General features: G+C 67.3%; 15 protein-coding genes. 7 read left to right on the forward strand and 8 right to left on the reverse strand.

Annotation, left to right across the window (positions count from 1 at the left end):
- Positions 1 to 26: 26 nt before the first annotated feature.
- Genes B7R21_RS08555 through B7R21_RS08565 form a run of 3 tightly spaced genes read left to right on the forward strand, consistent with a single transcriptional unit; the run spans position 27 to position 3,630 of the window.
- Complete coding sequence (locus B7R21_RS08555) at positions 27 to 1,070, forward strand: iron ABC transporter substrate-binding protein (protein ID WP_116282834.1); 1,044 nt, start codon at positions 27 to 29, stop codon at positions 1,068 to 1,070.
- Positions 1,070 to 2,590: an ABC transporter permease gene (locus B7R21_RS08560; RefSeq protein WP_116282835.1), complete on the forward strand. Its 1,521-nt coding sequence runs from the start codon at positions 1,070 to 1,072 to the stop codon at positions 2,588 to 2,590. The genes B7R21_RS08555 and B7R21_RS08560 overlap by 1 nt, the downstream gene beginning before the upstream one ends.
- A complete protein-coding gene (locus B7R21_RS08565; protein ID WP_116282836.1) occupies positions 2,590 to 3,630 on the forward strand; it encodes an ABC transporter ATP-binding protein in 1,041 nt (346 codons plus the stop codon). The genes B7R21_RS08560 and B7R21_RS08565 overlap by 1 nt, the downstream gene beginning before the upstream one ends.
- A 42-nt stretch (positions 3,631 to 3,672) precedes the next feature.
- Here B7R21_RS08565 and B7R21_RS08570 read toward each other — a convergent pair whose 3' ends face one another.
- The 5 genes from B7R21_RS08570 to B7R21_RS08590 form a co-directional block, all read right to left on the reverse strand.
- Positions 3,673 to 4,719: a family 43 glycosylhydrolase gene (locus B7R21_RS08570; protein ID WP_253259711.1), complete on the reverse strand. Its 1,047-nt coding sequence runs from the start codon at positions 4,717 to 4,719 to the stop codon at positions 3,673 to 3,675.
- Positions 4,716 to 7,388, reverse strand: a complete 2,673-nt coding sequence (locus tag B7R21_RS08575; RefSeq protein ID WP_253259712.1) for an alpha-L-rhamnosidase — start codon at positions 7,386 to 7,388, stop codon at positions 4,716 to 4,718. The genes B7R21_RS08570 and B7R21_RS08575 overlap by 4 nt, the downstream gene beginning before the upstream one ends.
- 2 nt (positions 7,389 to 7,390) lie before the next feature.
- A complete protein-coding gene (locus B7R21_RS08580) occupies positions 7,391 to 8,317 on the reverse strand; it encodes a carbohydrate ABC transporter permease (RefSeq protein ID WP_253259713.1) in 927 nt (308 codons plus the stop codon).
- Between the two features lie 5 nt (positions 8,318 to 8,322).
- Complete coding sequence (locus tag B7R21_RS08585; RefSeq protein ID WP_116282837.1) at positions 8,323 to 9,207, reverse strand: carbohydrate ABC transporter permease; 885 nt, start codon at positions 9,205 to 9,207, stop codon at positions 8,323 to 8,325.
- A gap of 98 nt (positions 9,208 to 9,305) precedes the next feature.
- A complete protein-coding gene (locus B7R21_RS08590; RefSeq protein ID WP_216364185.1) occupies positions 9,306 to 10,616 on the reverse strand; it encodes an ABC transporter substrate-binding protein in 1,311 nt (436 codons plus the stop codon).
- 186 nt (positions 10,617 to 10,802) lie between these two features.
- Here B7R21_RS08590 and B7R21_RS08595 point away from each other — a divergent pair, with 186 nt between their 5' ends.
- Positions 10,803 to 11,807 (forward strand): LacI family DNA-binding transcriptional regulator, encoded by a 1,005-nt coding sequence (locus tag B7R21_RS08595; RefSeq protein WP_253259714.1) that lies wholly within the window; start codon positions 10,803 to 10,805, stop codon positions 11,805 to 11,807.
- Between the two features lie 36 nt (positions 11,808 to 11,843).
- Here B7R21_RS08595 and B7R21_RS08600 read toward each other — a convergent pair whose 3' ends face one another.
- Positions 11,844 to 12,722, reverse strand: a complete 879-nt coding sequence (locus B7R21_RS08600; protein WP_116282840.1) for an NmrA family NAD(P)-binding protein — start codon at positions 12,720 to 12,722, stop codon at positions 11,844 to 11,846.
- Positions 12,723 to 12,778: 56 nt separating this feature from the next.
- Here B7R21_RS08600 and B7R21_RS08605 point away from each other — a divergent pair, with 56 nt between their 5' ends.
- The gene (locus tag B7R21_RS08605; RefSeq protein ID WP_116282841.1) at positions 12,779 to 13,240 is read left to right on the forward strand and encodes a MarR family winged helix-turn-helix transcriptional regulator; all 462 of its coding nucleotides are present in this window, start codon (positions 12,779 to 12,781) and stop codon (positions 13,238 to 13,240) included.
- A 7-nt stretch (positions 13,241 to 13,247) separates the two neighbouring features.
- Here the strand turns inward: B7R21_RS08605 and B7R21_RS08610 are convergent, their stop codons facing one another.
- Positions 13,248 to 14,360 (reverse strand): zinc-binding alcohol dehydrogenase family protein, encoded by a 1,113-nt coding sequence (locus B7R21_RS08610; RefSeq protein WP_116282842.1) that lies wholly within the window; start codon positions 14,358 to 14,360, stop codon positions 13,248 to 13,250.
- Positions 14,361 to 14,461: 101 nt separating this feature from the next.
- On the opposite strand from B7R21_RS08610, the gene B7R21_RS08615 reads away from it, so the two are divergent.
- Both B7R21_RS08615 and B7R21_RS08620 read left to right on the forward strand, forming a co-directional pair.
- Positions 14,462 to 15,064, forward strand: coding sequence for a TetR/AcrR family transcriptional regulator (locus B7R21_RS08615; RefSeq protein ID WP_116282843.1), 603 nt, complete (start codon positions 14,462 to 14,464; stop codon positions 15,062 to 15,064).
- Positions 15,065 to 15,129: 65 nt separating this feature from the next.
- Complete coding sequence (locus B7R21_RS08620; RefSeq protein WP_216364186.1) at positions 15,130 to 15,663, forward strand: TetR family transcriptional regulator; 534 nt, start codon at positions 15,130 to 15,132, stop codon at positions 15,661 to 15,663.
- A 25-nt stretch (positions 15,664 to 15,688) separates the two neighbouring features.
- On the opposite strand, the gene B7R21_RS08625 is transcribed toward B7R21_RS08620, so the two are convergent.
- Positions 15,689 to 16,708, reverse strand: a complete 1,020-nt coding sequence (locus B7R21_RS08625; protein WP_116282845.1) for an SDR family NAD(P)-dependent oxidoreductase — start codon at positions 16,706 to 16,708, stop codon at positions 15,689 to 15,691.
- Positions 16,709 to 16,762 lie beyond the last annotated feature (54 nt).

The following is a 16,762-nucleotide window of genomic DNA, read 5'->3' on the forward strand; positions in this document are numbered from 1 at the left end:
ACTGAGCGTGAAAGCCCGAAGGATCCATGAAACGCCTCCCCCTCCTCATCGCCGTCTCCGCAGCGGTCGCTCTCGCCCTCTCCGCCTGTTCCGGTTCCAGCCCGACGCCGGGCGCCTCGGGCGACTCCGCCTCCCTCGCCGGCACCTCGATCACGGTCTACAACGCCCAGCACGAAGAACTCACGCAGGCCTGGGCAGACGCCTTCACGGCGCAGACCGGCGTGAAAGTGACCCTCCGGAACGGCGACGATTCCGAGCTGTCGAACCAGCTCGTCGCCGAGGGCGCGGCCTCGCCCGCCGACGTGTTCCTCACCGAGAACTCACCGGCGATGTCGCTGGTCGAGAACGCGGGTCTGTTCGCCGACGTCGATGCGGCGACGCTCGCGCAGGTTCCGGATGCGTACAGACCGTCGACCGCGAAGTGGACCGGAATCGCCGCCCGCTCCACGGTGCTGGTCTACAACCCGTCGTTGCTGCCCGAAGCCGACCTGCCCGCATCCCTCAGCGACCTCGCCGACCCGGCATGGAAAGGACGCTGGGCCGCGTCCCCGGGAGGAGCCGACTTCCAGGCGATCGTGTCGGCCTACCTCGACCTCAAGGGTTCCGACGCAACGCTCGCCTGGCTCACCGCGATGAAGACGAACTACGTCGACTACAAGGGCAACAGCACCGTGATGAAGGCCGTCAACGCCGGTCAGGTGCCGGCGGGCGTGATCTACCACTACTACTGGGCCATCGACCAGGCCGGCACGAAGGAGAACAGCGGCAATACGAAGCTGTACTACTTCAAGAACCAGGATCCGGGCGCGTTCGTGAGCATCTCGGGCGGGGGAGTGCTGGCCTCGAGTAAGAACCAGGCCGCGGCGCAGGCGTTCCTCGCCTTCCTCACCGGCACGGCCGGCCAGACGATCCTCCAGACCGGCACAAGCTTCGAATATCCTGTGGCCAGCGATGTCACTCCGAATCCGGCGTTGCCCGCACTCGACACTCTCGATGCTCCCGCGATCGACCCGTCGACGCTGAACAGCACCCAGGTCACCGACCTCATGACCCAGGCCGGCCTCATCTGATGAACGCGGGGCGGCGGCGGCCGTCACTCCTGCTGGTCGTGGTGGCGGTGTTGGCCGTCGTGATGCTGCTGCCCGTCGGCTACGTGGTCGCCATCGGGTTCCAGGTCGGTTGGCCGACGCTCGCCCCGCTGGTCTTCCGGCCGAAAGTCGGCGAACTGCTGGTCAACACCGTGCTGCTCGTCGTGCTCGGAGTTCCCGTGACGGTAGTGCTCGGGGTGGGCGGCGCGTGGCTCGTGGAGCGCACGAACCTCCCGGGCCGGCGCGTCTGGGCAGTTCTGCTCGCCGCTCCGCTGGCCATCCCGGCGTTCGTGAGCAGCTACGGCTGGGTCAGCGCCATTCCCTCGATCGGAGGTATCGGCGGGGGCCTTCTCGTTGCGACTCTGGCCTACTACCCGTTGGTCTATCTCCCGGCGGTCGCTACGCTCCGTCGGCTGGACCCTGCGCTCGAGGAATCCGCCCGGGCGCTCGGGCTGGGTCCCTGGGGGGTCTTCGCGCGTGTCGTTCTGCCGCAGTTGAGGCTCGCGGTCTGGGGCGGCGGCCTCGTCGTCGCCCTGCACCTGCTGTCGGAGTACGGCGCGTTCGCGCTCATCCGGTTCGACACGTTCACCACCGCGATCGTGGTGCAGTACCAGTCCACCTTCGCCGGGCCCGCTGCCAGCGCGCTCGGCATCGTGCTCGCCGGTCTCTGCCTCATCCTGCTCGTCGGCGAATCTGCGACGCGCGGCACGGCGAGGTACTCCCGGGTCGGATCGGGCGCGGCGAGGTCTGCAGTGGTGCAGCGACTCGGCTGGTCGGCGCCCTTCGCGTTGGCCGCGCTGGCGGCGCTGCTGGTCGCGGCAATCGGTGTGCCCGCGGCGAGTCTCGTGCGCTGGCTCAGCATCGGCGACCCCTGGTCGCAGCGTGAGCTACCGGGGGCGATCATCCAGACGGCCGGCCTGGCCGTGACCGGTGCCGTCGTGACCGTGCTCGTCGCCCTTCCCATCGCCTGGCTCACCGTTCGACGCCCGGGGCGCCTGGCCCGCTTTCTCGAGGGTGCCTACTACCTCGCCAGCAGTCTGCCGGCCATCATCATTGCGCTGGGGCTCGTCACCATCACCATCAGGATCGTTCCGGCGCTGTACCAGTCCGTGTTCACCGTGGTGCTCGCCTACGTCATCATCTTCCTGCCCCGCGCTCTCGTGAGCCTCCGGGCCGGTATCGCCCAGGCGCCGGTCTCCCTCGAAGAAGCCGCCCGGTCTCTCGGCCGCTCACCCCTTGCAGCCCGGGCGCAGGTGACCCTGCCGCTCATCCTCCCTGCCCTCGGCGCCGGGGCCGCGCTGGTGGGTCTCGGTGCCGCGAACGAACTCACCGCGACACTCCTGCTCGCCCCCAGCGGCACACGGACTCTCGCCACGCAGTTCTGGTCGGCCAGCTCGTCTGTCGCCTACTCCGACGCCGCCCCGTACGCGTTGCTGCTCATCGCACTGTCGTTTCCCTCGGTGGCCATCCTCTTCCTGCAGACCCGAAAGCGTGCTCGCTGATGTCCACTCTCACCCTCACCGACGTCACGAAGCACCTGGGCGGGCACCCTGTTCTGCAGAACGTCGACCTCACCGTGCCCAGAGGTTCACGGACATCCGTCGTCGGCGCATCCGGCAGCGGCAAGAGCACCCTGCTGCGCATCATCGCCGGCTTCGATGCTCCGGATGCCGGACGGATCAGCCTCGGAGACGTGCTTCTGGCGGGCGGGGCCTCGCCTGTTCCCGCGCATCAGAGGGGGGTGGGTTATGTCGCGCAGGATGGGGCGCTCTTCCCGCACCTCACGGTCGAGCAGAACATCCGGTTCGGACTGTCCCGACCGGCACGGAGATCCACGCGGGTGGCTGAGGTCGCCGAGCTGGTGGCGATCGGCGCGAACCTGTTCGGCCGGTATCCGCACGAACTCTCCGGAGGCCAGCAGCAGCGGGTCGCCCTGGCTCGCGCGCTGGCTCCGGAACCGCAGGTCGTGCTGCTCGACGAACCGTTCAGCGCGCTCGACACAGGGCTTCGGGCATCCACTCGCGAAGCGGTCATCCAAGCCCTCGAACACAGTGGTGTCACGACGATCCTTGTCACGCACGACCAGGATGAGGCCCTTTCGTTCGGTGACCAGGTCGCCATCCTCGCCGGCGGTCGCATCTCACAGGCCGGACCGCCCTCGGAGGTCTACGACAACCCAGGCACAGCAGACATCGCGGACTTTCTCGGAGACTCGATCTTCCTGCCCTGCGAGGTGAGCGCCGGCGAAGCCCGGACCGTGCTCGGGTCGCACCCCGTCCGGCATGACCACCGCGCGGCGATCGGGCTGCACCGGGCCCTCGTCAGGCCGGCGCAGCTCGCCATCGACGTCGGGAGCACGTCGCCCAACGCCACGATCGTCGACGTGCAGTCGGTGGGCTCGACGCTCTACGTGACCGTCACGATCGGTGGGGGTGGGGAGCTCGTGAGAGTTCCCTACGTGACTCCCGTGCCCGAACGATACAGCGCGGGCCAGGATGCCCGGGTGAGTGTCACCGGCGGAGTGGTCGTCTACCCGGCCTGAGGAGCGGGGCGAGCGGCAGTCGTGGAAGGAGAACGACGTCTCTCAGTCGTACTCTTCCGGGCTCCATTCTTCGCGCCAGTCGATGACGGGGGTGTCTTCGTCGAAGCGGATCGGCAGCCAGACATAGTCGGCCAGCGAGGTGTTGACCTCGGCGAACTCCTCCATGGGTTCGTCGCTGTCGCGGCCGGGGGCGAAGTGTTCGACGAAGGCCTCGTGGGCCTGGGCGCCGTCGGCGAGGTAGCTCGAGAGCCAGCGGTCGCCGAGCGCGATGTACAGGTCCTTCTTGGTGGGGTGCTTGAACACCGACGAGATCTGGGAGTGGAATGACGTGCGTGATGAGTCGGTGGGGTGGAGGTCGCCGAGCACCTCGAACGGGCCGTGGTAGCTGTGGGCCACCGCTGCTTCTGAGGGGTTGGGGTAGTACCCGGTCGTGCCCGAGGTGAGCAGGTAGTGCAGCCCGTTCCGGGCGAAGTAGGCCGGGGCCTCCCTCACGAAGGGTGGCTGGGGCTGCGGGAAGTGCGTGGAGTAGTACCCGGTGACGTCGGTGTAGTCGTCGGTGAGGTCGGCGCAGATCATCTCCGAGTGCACGCGTTCGAAGTAGTAGTAGCCCTTTCCGTCGTGAGGGTCGACGACGAGATCGAAGTCGCCGGCGCTCATCCCCAGGGGCCGGAGCCAGGTGCGGGCGATCGTGTAGGGGCCGAGGATCGAGTCCGCGGTGAGTACGGTGGAGCGCTGGATGGATCCTTTCGTCATGATCTTGATCCAGCAGACGAACTTCCCCGTCTGCTCGTTGTGGATGATGTGGGGGCGGTCGACGTACTGCGCCGGGTGCATCGGGGATTCCGGGTCGGTTTGGTCGGGCGGGATGATCAGGCCACGGTCCTGCCAGTTGATGAGGTCGCTCGAGGAATAGCAGCGCACCCCCCAGTGCCAGATGTCGGAGCCGGGAGTCGACCGCTCCTTGTTCTCTACGTACCAGTAGAAGACTCCGTCGACGGTGATGACGGAGCCCCCGTGGGCGTGGATGCGGTTGCCGTCGGTGTCGAGCCAGGGCTGGCCGGGGCGGATCATGGTCTGCGGGTCGGTCACGATGACAGTTCTCTCTGGTCTTGTTCGGCTGGGGTGAAAGTGGAGGAGAAGTGGTGCCGGCCTGGCCCGACAGGCAGGCCCTCTCCAGTGCTGCCGGGCAGCACGACGGTCGCGGTGGCTCCCGCCGGCACTTCGACATCCAGGTCGAAGGTCGTTCCGACGCGGGTCCATGCCACTGATGCCGTGCCGAGCGGGCCCCGGTGTTCGGCGGACGCGTGGGTGAGACCCCCGCCGGGCCTGGGCGCGATCCGGAGCCTTCGGCTTCCGACACCTTCTGTGCTGAGCCCGGCCACGACGCGGTGCATGAAGTCGGCCACGGCGCCCAGGGCGTAGTGGTTGAACGAGGTCATGCCGCCGGGGTTGATCGAGCCGTCGGGCAGCATGCTGTCCCAGCGTTCCCAGATCGTCGTGGCTCCCATCGACACGGGGTACAGCCACGAGGGCAGTTCGTCCTGAAGGAGGAGCCGGTAGGCCGAGTCGACGCTCCCCGCGATCGTGAGGGCGTCGCAGATGATGGGGGTGCCGACGAAGCCGGTCGTGATGTGGAATCCGGATGCCCGGACGAGGTCGTTCAGGCGTCGCCCGGCGTGGGCGGCCTGCTCTTCGCTCGCGAAGAGATCGAAGACCAGGGCGATGGCGATCGAGGTGACGGTGTCGCTGACGACACGTCCGGTCTCGGAGAGGTACTCGTCGCCGAAGGCGGCGGCTGCCGTGTCGGCCATGACGCGATACCGCTCGGCGTCGGCCGTGTGCCCGAGGATCTGGGCGACATCCGCGAGGATCCGCGCGGTTTTCACGTGGTAGGCGGTCGCGACGAGGTATTTGTCGGTCTGCGAGGTGCCGGGATTCTCCGGTGGTGCGGCCGGGTCCAGCCAGTCTCCCAACTGGAACCCGGTGTTCCAGAGACCCGTTCCACCGGTCAGCGAGGAGACCAGGTCGACCCAGGCCTTCATGCTGTCGTACTGGTCGGCGAGGATCCGGGGGTCGCCGTCGTGGCGGTACAGCTCCCAGGGCACGATCACGGCAGCGTCGCCCCAGGCTGCGGTCGGGAAGTTGGGGAAGCCGCATTCGATCCACGGCACGAAGTTCGGAACGTGGCCCTGATCCCGCTGTTCGAACGCCAGGTCCCGGAGCCAGCCGGTGAGCGTGCCGTGGGCGCCGTAGAGGGAGAGGGCAGTGGGAGTGAAGACCTGGATGTCCCCGGTCCAGCCTGCGCGCTCATCACGCTGGGGGCAGTCGGTCGGGAGGTCGACGAAGTTGTCGCGCATGCTCCAGACGACGTTCTCGTGGAGCCGGTTCAGGCCGGCATGGGAGCTGTCGAACCATCCGGTGCGTTCCATGTCGGTGTGGATCACGACCGCTTCGACGTCGATCCCGTCGGTGTCGCCGGGCCAGTTCTCGAGCTCGGCGTACTGGAAACCGTGGATGGTGAACCGCGGGCTCCACTCCTCGAAACCGTCGCCGCTGCAGGTGTAGGTGTCGATGGAGATGGCGGTGCGGAGGGGGCGGATGCCGAGGAGCCCGTCTTCGATCACTTCGGCATGGTGGAGTCTGAGCTGGTGGCCGGCGGGCCCGCTCACCCGGATCCGGAGGCGACCGGCGATGTTCTGGCCGAAGTCCAGACGGATGCGGCCACTCGGCAGCAGCTCCGTGGATGTCGGTCGCAGAGTCTCCGTGACCCTGACCGGGGGGCCGGTCGGCGCTTCGATCTCAGCCGGATAGTCGCTCAGTTCGAGGCGGTGGGGGGTGGCCCAGTCGGCGGAATCGAAGTCGGGGGTGCTCCATCCGATCGGCAGTTCCCTGGCGTCGTAGGTCTCCCCCTCGTAGAGTCCGGTGGCCTGGATGGGGGAGACTCGGTACCGCCAGCTGTTCTCCAGCGGAACGCGGATGACCGTGCCGCTGTCGAGGGTGAGCTCGAGCTGCAGCAATACCGACACGTCGGGCCCGTAGGCATCCCAGACGCCGCCGTCGAATCCGATCCGACCGCGGTACCAGCCGTCGGCGAGCCAGACGCCGACGGTGTTGCCGCCTGGCCGCAGGCGTCTCGTGACGTCGGTGGTCTGGTACCGGAGGCGGTGGCTGTAACTCGTCCAGCCGGGGGCGAGCAGCTCGTCGCTGACCGGGGCGCCGTTGATCTCGAGCTCGTACATTCCGTGTGCGGTCGAGTAGATGCGGGCACGACTGATCCGTGCCGAGTCGGTTCCGAGATCGGCGGGGTCGAAGTCGGCGCGGAGGAGGAAGCCCGGCCGCAGGGTTCCCGCGGCAGCTGAGGGAGAAGGGCTGATGAACGGGACGGCCCAGTCGTCGCGCTCCAGAAGCCCGGCCTCGATCGTGAGCGGCTCGCTCCAGGATTCCCCGCCATCCTGCTGGGTGATGTGCAGCCGCACCTGCACCTGCGTGCGGGAGCGGAGCGGGCTGAAGGGCCAGTCGATGAGCCGGGTGGTCGTCGGGTCGACGGCCTCGACGTGGAGTTCGCCGCTGTTGTCGTTCAGTTCGATGTCGACCGCGGCGGGAGTGTCCCAGCCGCTGAGTTGCCAGGACAGTCGGGGCCGGCTCTCGCCGATCCCCAGAGCCGAGCTGCCCCGACGGTTCTCGAGCCAGATCTCGGCGATGACGGTGGTGGTGATGGCGGGGTTGGCGCGGTTGATGGGGTTAGTGGTGGTGCTCACGTTCAGCCCTTGACCGATCCGGCCGTGAGGCCCTTCATGACGCGCTGATTGAGGAAGAGATAGATGACGAGCGTGCCGAACACGCTCACGCAGATGGCCGCGAACAGGGGGCCGTAGGAGACCTGGCCGTAGTTGCCGGTGAAGTTCAGGAGACCGACCTGGATGGTCTGGAGGCTCTGGCTGTTCGTGAACGTCAGGGCGATCAGCAGGTCGTTCCAGAGGAAGAAGAACTGCACGAGTGCGACGGTGAAGACCGCGTTCCGCACCATCGGGAAGCCGACCGACCAGAACGTGCGGAAGATGTTCGCGCCATCCAGGGTCGACGCCTCGAAGATCTCCTTCGGGATGGATCGGAAGTAGGTGGCCATGAAGAACACCGTCAGAGGCATCCCGGTGGCCGTGTACGTGATGATCAGAGGCCAGAGCGAGCCGGTGAGTCCGGTCTGGAAGTAGATCGTGAAGAGCGGGAGCAGGATCATCTGGCCGGGAATGAGGATGCCCGCCAGGAACAGCATCAGGATGAACCCGCGCCCCTTGAACACCATGACCTCGAGGGCGAAGCCGGCTGCGGTGCCGAACAGGATGATCAGGGCCAGCGACGGGAAGACGACGATGGCGCTGTTCAGGATGTAGTGGCCCATGTCGCCGACCGTGAACGCGTTCACATAGTTGGAGAACTGCGGGTCGGCGGGAAACGACCAGAACGATTTGCCGAGAAACTCGGCCTGCGTCTTGAAGGAGCTGATGAGCATCCAGACCAGCGGGTAGATCTCGATGATGAGGATGACCGCGATCAGGATCTTCATCGGCACAGAGAGGAGGACTCCCTTCAGCGTGCGTGAATTCCGGCGGCGCCTGGCCTGCGTGATCGGTGGTGCGGAGGGGTGGGATGCGGAGGGGTGGGGCGCGGTGAGGTTCGGAGTGGCCACGGGGATCACGCTTTCGTGAGGTCGCGTCGTTGCGCGCGGAAGATGAACACGGTGACGAGCAGGCAGAGGATCGTCAGCATCAGGGCGATCGTGCTGCCGTAGCCGTAGTCCCCGTAGGTGAACGACGTCTGGTACATGTAGAGGGTCAGCGGGGTGGTGCCGCTTCCCGGCCCCCCGTTCGTCAGTGCCAGAACACTGTCGAAGACCTTCAGGGTGCCGTTGATGCTGAAGATGACGGAGGACAGCAGCACCGGCAGCGACAGCGGCAGGATGATGTGCCGGAGCAGCTTCCAGCCGGAGGCGCCGTCGATGCGGGAGGACTCGACGATGTCGTCGGGGATGTCGACGATGCCGGCGTAGAGCAGCACGGCGTAGAACCCCATCGATCGCCAGATGTCCACGGCGACGATGACCCAGAACGCTGAATCTGCGTGGCCGAACCAGTCCACGCTCGACAGGCCCAGCGAGTTCAGGAACCCGTTGACCGGCCCTGTTGTCGGGGCGGACTGGAAGAACTGCTGGAAGAGGAGCGCGACAGCCACCGTGGGGAGCACGACGGGAAAGAAGACGAGGGTGCGGATGATCGCGGATGCGCGCTTCAGATAGAAGTGGTACATCAGCGCGAAGGCGTAGCCGATGACGACCTGGCCGACGGTGAGCACAACGGCGTACTTGACCGTGAAGGCCAGAGCCGACCACGCCGTCGGATCCGTGAAGAACTCGACGAAGTTGTCGAACCCGTTGGGGGTGAATCCGCTGACGATGCTGCCGGTGAAGAACGTGTAGCCCAGCGACCAGAAGATCGGGACCATGACGATCAGGGAGTAGACCAAGAGGGCCGGCCCGAGCAGGGCGAAGATCGCCCGTCTGTCGCCGAGAACGCTTTTCATCGGGGTACGTCTTTTCTGTGAAGGAGGTCGGTGGAGCAGGAGGAGGGCCGGAACGGCGGGTCTGCTGACGCCGCTTCGGCCCCCCTGCGTGCGGGCTGCTACTGGCCGGCGTCCTGGACCATCTGCATGAACTGCTCACCCGTCAACGAGCCGGTCGCGAGAAGAGCTGCGTTGTTCTGGCTGACGGTGGTCTGCTTCGGGGAGAAGAGCGCCTCGAACCAGAGCGTGGCGGTGGTGGTGGCTGCGACCTTCGCCTGAACGACCTGGGTGAGCGCGGGGAGATCCGTCGGCACGTTGGTGACCTTGAAGCCGGAGACGACGCCCCCGTTGGCCAGGGCGAGGTCGCCGTAGTTCGCGGCGATGCACTTGATCCAGGCCTGTGTGTTGGTGCCGTAACTGCTCTGGCCGAGCATTACGGGGATACCGATGTTGGCCGGGGTGTCGTCGATCGATCCCTTGCCGCCGGTGACCGCGGGGAACGGCATGTAGGCGATGTTGTCGAGGCCGATCGTGTTCTGGGCGGGGTCGTTGAAGTTCGCCAGCGTCCAGCTGCCGTTGTACATCATCGCTGCACCGCCGGTCAGGAACGCGTTCTCCATACCGTTGTAGTCGATGGAGCCGACCGAGGGCCCGAATGCTCCGCCCTGACCGAGGGCGGCGACGGCGTCAGCCGCCTTGACGTAGGCGGCGTCGGTGAGTTTCGCACTGCCGTCTTTGACCGCCTGCAGGGCGTCGGCGCCCTGGTCGCGAAAGATGTAGTTGCCGATCAGGCGGGTGATCGGCCAGCCATCCTTGCCGTCGGCGGTGATGGGCTGAACGCCTGCCGCTTCGAGCTTCTGGGAAGCCGCGACGAGCGCGTCCCAGGTCTCCGGCACGGTGATGCCGTTGTCGGCGAAGATCTTCTTGTTGTACCAGATGCCTTCGATATTGAACTCGGTCGGCAGCACGTACGAGTCACTGCCTCCGCACAGCTTGGTGATGATCGACTGGGCCGCCGGCAGCAGGTTGCTCGACTCGTCTCCCAGGGCCTCCGTGATGTTCACGATCTTCTTCGCCTCGACGAACTGGGTCATCAGGCTGGGCGTCCCCGAGGCGGTCGAGATGGCCGGAAGCGCATTCTGGCCGGCGAGCAGCTGGAGCTTCTGGTCCACCCCCGTGCCGGGCGTCGTGCCGACGGAGAGTGGTTGGGCGGTGTTCTCGCTCGAGCACTGGTCCTTCGACATCAGCGTGAGAACCGTGGAGATCTCGGTGTTGGTGTCGGCGCCGAGATAGTCGAACTTCGCGCTTCCTGTCGCGCTGCCGGATGCTGCCGAGCCGGAGGCGCAGCCCGCGAGCAGCAGCGCCCCGGTTCCGATGATGGCGACGGCGGGCACGATACGCCCCAGGCGCCCCTTGGCTGTGGTGATCACATTTCCTCCTTGAGATGCGAATGTGCCTCGAATGAAGCGCTTCAAAAGAACCATATAGACGGGTCACCACCCTGTCAACGCTGTTTTGGTTACGCTTCAATTACTTTGCTAAAGTAGCGTCACACTGGCTGGGAGGTTCCAATGGCGGATGCTCGAAAGGCTCGTCCCACCCCGCTGCAGCCCAACATGTCCGACGTCGCCCGGCACGCCGGGGTCGCCATCGGCACGGTCTCCAACACACTGAACAATCCCGAGAAGGTTCGAGAGCCCACCAGGCTCCGTGTGCAGGCGTCGATCGAGGCGCTGGGCTTCGTGCGCAACGACGCTGCCCGGTCCCTGGCGGCGGGCTCGAGCAACACCGTCGGCATCGTTCTGGTGGACATGGGCAACTCGTTCTTCGTCGACATCGCCCGGGGTGCGGAGGCAACGCTCCGTGAGCAGGGAATGAACCTCCTGATAGCCAACAGCGACATCGAGATCGAGAAGCAGCTCTCGAATCTCGAGGTGTTCGAGCAGGCGCGGGTGGCAGGCATCATCCTCGCGCCCCTTGACCCTCACATCACGAACTCGCTCGTCTCGAAGGCAGTGAGCAGACCGTTGGTGCTGGTCAACTACGCAGCCGAAGACGCTCGCTATGCCGGGGTCGTCGCCGATGAGCACTACGGCGGGTACATCGCCGCGCAGCACCTGATCTCCCTCGGGCGGAAGAACCTGGTCTTCGCCGGCGGTCCGATAAAGCTGCAGGCCGTCGCGGAGCGTCTCGCCGGAGCCGGACAGGCGGTGAGCGAGACTCCGGGAACCGTTCTGACACTGATCGAGACGACCGGCATGAACATCTCCCACGGGCGCACTGCGGGCAGCCGGATCGCCGCTCAGGATGCATGTGTCGACGGCGTCGTGGCGGCCTCCGACCTCCTCGCCATCGGCATCATCCAGGTTCTCGAGCAACAGGCGGGGCGACGCATTCCGGAAGACGTGGCCGTCGTCGGATACGACAACAACCACTTCGCGTCGGAGAGCACGACCCCGGTGACGACGATCAGCCAGCCCGGCGAAGACATGGGCCGGGCCGCGGCCGAACTGCTCCTCGCCGAGATCCGCGGCGAGGACGAGGGGGGCAGGAGCACGATCGTGCTGCGGCCCCACCTCATCACCAGAGCCAGCACTGTCGCCACGCGCAACAGAGTCTGACTCGACTCGCCTCGCCTCGCCTCTAGGAGAAGGCGTTCAGTCCTCGCCCAGAAGGACGGCTCGCCGGTCGTGTGCCCAGGCCGACATCGGCCGGGCCGGCGTTCCGGTGAGGCGTTCGACGTCGGAGGTCAGCGCGTCGACGCCGTCGAGACCGAGACGGGCGACCCGGCCGAACTGCCTGCGGAGTCCCTCGGCCTGCCATGACGAGACGCCGGACAGGCGGAGCATGCCGGCAAAAGCCCGGCTGGGGAGGTGCAGGTAGCGCACTCGCCGACCGAGACCCGCGGTCAGCGATTCGGCGATCCCCCGCCCGTCGAGCAGGGCCGGCCCGGTGAGGACGGGCTCTTCGCCGGCGTGCACCCCAGCGGCGAGAACCGTGGCGGCGACCCGGGCGATGTCGTCGGTGTCGATCCACCCGATCCGTCCGCGTCCCATCGTCTGCGGAAAGATGCCGCGCCGAAGCGCCGGCGCCGATGATTCCAGGTTCGTCATGAACCCGGACGGATGGAGGATGGTGTACTCGAGTCCGCTGGAGCGCACGAGCTCGTCGATCTGCCAGATCGCGCTCGCCCAGGGCAGGGGGGAATGCTCGGCAGCGTCGCCGCCGGAGAGCTGCACGATCGCCCGCACTCCCGCCGCCTGTGCGGCACGCACGCCGTTGGCCCCGTGCTCGGCCTGCCTTGTCGTCGCCGCCGTTATCAGGAACAGTTGGTCCGCGCCGTCCAGGGCGGCGGCGAGAGACTGCGGATCGCCGAGATCTGCGACCCTGGCGTCGACGCCGCGGGCGCGGAGTGCGTCTGCCTGGTCCGTCCGGCGCACGATCGCCCGTACGGGCACTCCCGCTGCCCGGAGCTTGTCGAGAGTCTTCCCGCCCACGTCCCCAGTCACGCCTGTGACAGCTACCAGCGAATCCATGATGCCTCCTAGTATCAGCTAACTGATACTCAAGCATACGCGGCTAGGATCGACCCATGGCCGCAGAGTTCTCCGTGTCACGGGACGACATCGATGACGTCGCGGCGTGGACCGTCATCCGCGCCGCCCGGCAACTGGCCCGGATGCTCGCCCTCGAACTCGCGCCGATGGAGCTCAGCCCCGTCGAGTTCGGCGTACTCGCCCAGCTCGCCGACTCGGACGGGCTCAGTCAGGCCGAACTCGCGCGGTCGGTGGGAGTCCGGCCGCAGAGCATGACCGCCCTCTGTGCTGCACTCGAAAGCCGCGGTCTCCTCGCCCGCGGCCCGGACCGGGGCCGAGGCCGGCTCTCCCGGATCCGCCTGACGGAAGAGGGCCGGGCTCTCCTCGCGCGCGCCTACCCCCGGGTGCTGGCGAGCAACGACTGGTTCGGCGAAGACACCACCCGGCTCGAGGTGTTGCGCTCGACCCTCCGGCCGATGCTCGGCACGCCGGGCGAGCCGGTACCAGACGTGCCGTAGTGAAGCGCTAGAGGGTGACGACGATCTTCTGGGCGGAGACGCCCTTCCGCTGGAGGTCGAGGGCATCCTGGATGGCGCCCACACCGTGGCCGACAACCCGGGGCTTCGGAACGATCTGGTACGAGCCGTCCGCGAGGGCCGCCGGAAGGAAGTCTCGGTAGATGGCCAGGCTGACATCCGTCTTCTTCAGCGCGCTGCCGAAGATGTACTTCAGCTTCACGCCCCGGGTTCTGGCGGAGACCTGCATTCCGATGTTCGACGAGATCAGTTGGGCGGTGATCCGCGCGCGTGTGGCGAGGCGGCCATCGGCCAGTGCTGCAAACGAGACTGGGGGTGTGCCGATGGCGACGAAGCGGCGGCCTTTCGAAGCGCCGGCGATGCGGATGCACGCCGGAGCGCCTGTCGTGCCGAACGAGACGGCGCCGGCAAGAGTCCGGCTGGACAGGGCCCCGATGATGTCCTCTTCGACGGTGGGGCTGTTGTAGTCGAACACGAGCGCCGCGCCGAGTTCTCTCAGCGAGTCGACGTTCCGGGGCGAGGCGGTCGTGATGACCTCATACCCTGCTGCGACGGCCAGCTGGATGGCCTGGCTTCCCACGCTCGTCGAACCACCCCAGACCAGTACCGTCTGCCCGGTCGCCGCCGGGTGCGCTGAGGGATGCTGGAGGCCGAGCCACGCGGACTCGAAGAGCGCACAGGATGCCGTCGACACGGCGAGCGGAAGGGTCGCGGCCTCTTCGAACGGCAGCGCCTGGGGAATCGGCGCTGTCAGGCGCTCGAGCACGACGGTGTACTCCTGGAAGGTGCCCTCGGCTGCACTGGTGACGTCCCTGTCGGTGCCGACAGCGTGCCCGAGCACGCGGTCGCCGACCTGGAAGCGGGTGACACCCGAACCGATCTCGACGATCTCGCCGGCAGTGTCGGAGCCGAGAATCGTCGGATAGTCGAGCCATCCGTAGGTGAGGTTGCCTTCCACCTGGATGATCCATTCCAGCGGATTCATCGCGACCGCTCTGTTCCTGACGACCACCTGGTCGGCGGCGGGCGAGGGGTAGGCGGCCTCCCCGAGGTGGAAGCGGCCGTGCTTCTCTGTCAGCCAGGCGGCGGTATTGGTGGGCATGGTGGGCTCCTCAGGCAGTGTTCCGCGTGCGTGATTGCACTTGGTGTAGTCGATCATGCCATGTGATTGCACCGTATGCAATGGCAGGTTAGAGTGTTGCCATGTCGAGATGGAGACCGGATGGCCGGGAGCGCCTCCAGGAAGCAGCCGTCGAACTGTTCCGGGAGCACGGTTACGAAGCGGTGACCGTGGCCGAGATCGCCGCCCGAGCGGGATTGACCAAGCGCACGTTCTTCAACCACTTCACCGACAAGCGGGAAGTGCTCTTCGCCGGCGGCGCCGACCTCCAGGCCGAGGTGCTTCGCTGCCTGCAGGATGCCGATCGAGCGAAGCCACCTTTCGAGAGGGCGATCGAGGCGCTGGGCCGAGCGGGCCGGACCCTGGCTGATGTGGTGCCCTATGCCTCCTTGAGGCGCGATCTCATCGATTCGTCGCTCGAGCTCCGAGAGCGCGACCTGATGAAATCCTCTTCTCTTTCGGCGGCAATCGCCGCCGAGCTCGAGGCGCAGGGCGCTTCCGGCCGGCTTGCCGCCTTCGCCGCCCACGCCGCTGTGGCGGTGTTCGGTGTCGCCTACGACGACTGGACGGAGACGCCCGAAGCAGATTTCGCCGACCTCATCACGGCCGCGGCTTCTGAGTTGCAGGCATCCATCGGTGCCCGCCCGGGCCGGGATGGCGACGGCCAGGGCGCGTCGTTCGGCTAGCCTTGACGCTGCGGCCGGCGGTTCCGGCGGGAATGAGGCGTTCGGGAATGGTACGGGGTGAGGGCGTGCCGACGCGGGAGCGCATCCGTTCCGCGGCGTCCACGCTCTTCCGGGAGCGTGGTTACGCACGCAGTTCCGTTCGTGACATCGCAGCCCTGGCGGAGGCGGACGCGGCGCTCGTGATCCGGCACTTCGGGTCGAAGGAGCTGCTGTTCCTCGAGACCATGCAGCCGTCTCTGGATGACGAACCGCTGCTCGCGGTGCCGCTCGAGCAGCTCGGCCGTCGGTTCGTCGAGGTCGTGCTGGCCGACGCCGACGAGTTCAGCGACGTCTATCTCGCCCTCGTGCGCGGGAGCGGGGAGCCCTCGATCGCCGGGCGACTCCGCACCGTACACGAGGAGACCTTCGTGCGGCCGCTGCTCGCCCGGCTGCCGGGTCAGGGCGGGGAGCTGCGGGCACGGCTCGCCGCTGCGCTCATCGGCGGGCTGCTCTACTCCCTCTGGGTGGTCGGCGACGAGTACCTCCTGGCCGCCGACCGGCACGAGGTCGTGGAGCGCTACGGGTCGCTGCTGCAGGACATCCTCACGCCTGCAGCCTGACGCGCCCCGGCCCGCCCGCCCCGTGCTACTGCACTGACCAGCCGCCGTCCGACGGCAGCACGACGCCGTTGATGTTGACGGCATCGTCGCTCAACAGGAAGGTGATGGAGGCGGCCAGCTGCTCGGCGGTCGCAACCGTCGGGATCTGCGCCTGGAAGGGGGAGAGCCGCGCCTTTCCGGCTTCGGAGACGTTCGGTGGGAACGGGATACCCGTGGCCACGCCGCCCGGAGCGACCGCATTCACGCGGATACCCTGCAGACCGTACATGAAGGCGGCGCTGCGGGTCAGGCCGATCACGCCGTGCTTCGAGACCGTGTACGCATTGCCCGAGGCGTCGCCGCGGAGACCTGCCTCCGAGGCGACGTTCACGACCGAACCGCTTCCGGCAGCGAGCATCGCCGGCAGCACGGCGCGCATGAGCTTGAAGCCGCCGGTGAGGTTGATCGCGATGACCCGATCCCAGACCGCATCGCTGGTCTCGTGCGCCGGCGAGAAGTCGTCGTTGATGCCGGCGACGTTGGCGAGGGCGTGGATCGACGGACCCGCGGCGGCGGTGATGGCATCGATGTCGGCCTGCTGGGTGATGTCACCGGCGACGGTCACGATCTCGGCGCCGGGAACAAGGCCGGCCAGGTCGGCCAGGCGTTCCGCGGAGATGTCGACGGCGATCACGCGGCCGCCTTCCCTGGCGACGCGGAGGGCGGTGGCCCGGCCGATGCCGGAGGCGGCGCCCGTCACGATGACCGTCTGCCCGGCGAACCGACCGGTCGTGACGCGTTCCTGCCAGCCCGTCGGCTCCGCAGACCCGTCGGGGACGACTCCGCCGTTCACCTGCAGCACGAGGGCATCCACGGCCTCCTGGGGGAGCTGGCCCTGGCTCAGCACGACCAGTTGCTGCAGGGGGAGGCCGAGTACCGGGGTCAGGCTGCTGGCGTCGAAGCCGCCGCCGGCGCCGAGCAGGGCGGTGATGGCGGGGCCGCCCACCGGGTGATCCAGCCACGTTCCGATCGGACTGTTCGCAGTCAGGGGGGTCTGGTCGGTCATGATTCGCTCCTTCTCGGGTGGGGGAGCCCCGTCTTTCGCCAGGGCAGGGGTGTC

Origin of the sequence: Subtercola boreus (genome assembly GCF_003399625.1) — a bacterium.
Classification (GTDB): domain Bacteria; phylum Actinomycetota; class Actinomycetes; order Actinomycetales; family Microbacteriaceae; genus Subtercola; species Subtercola boreus_C.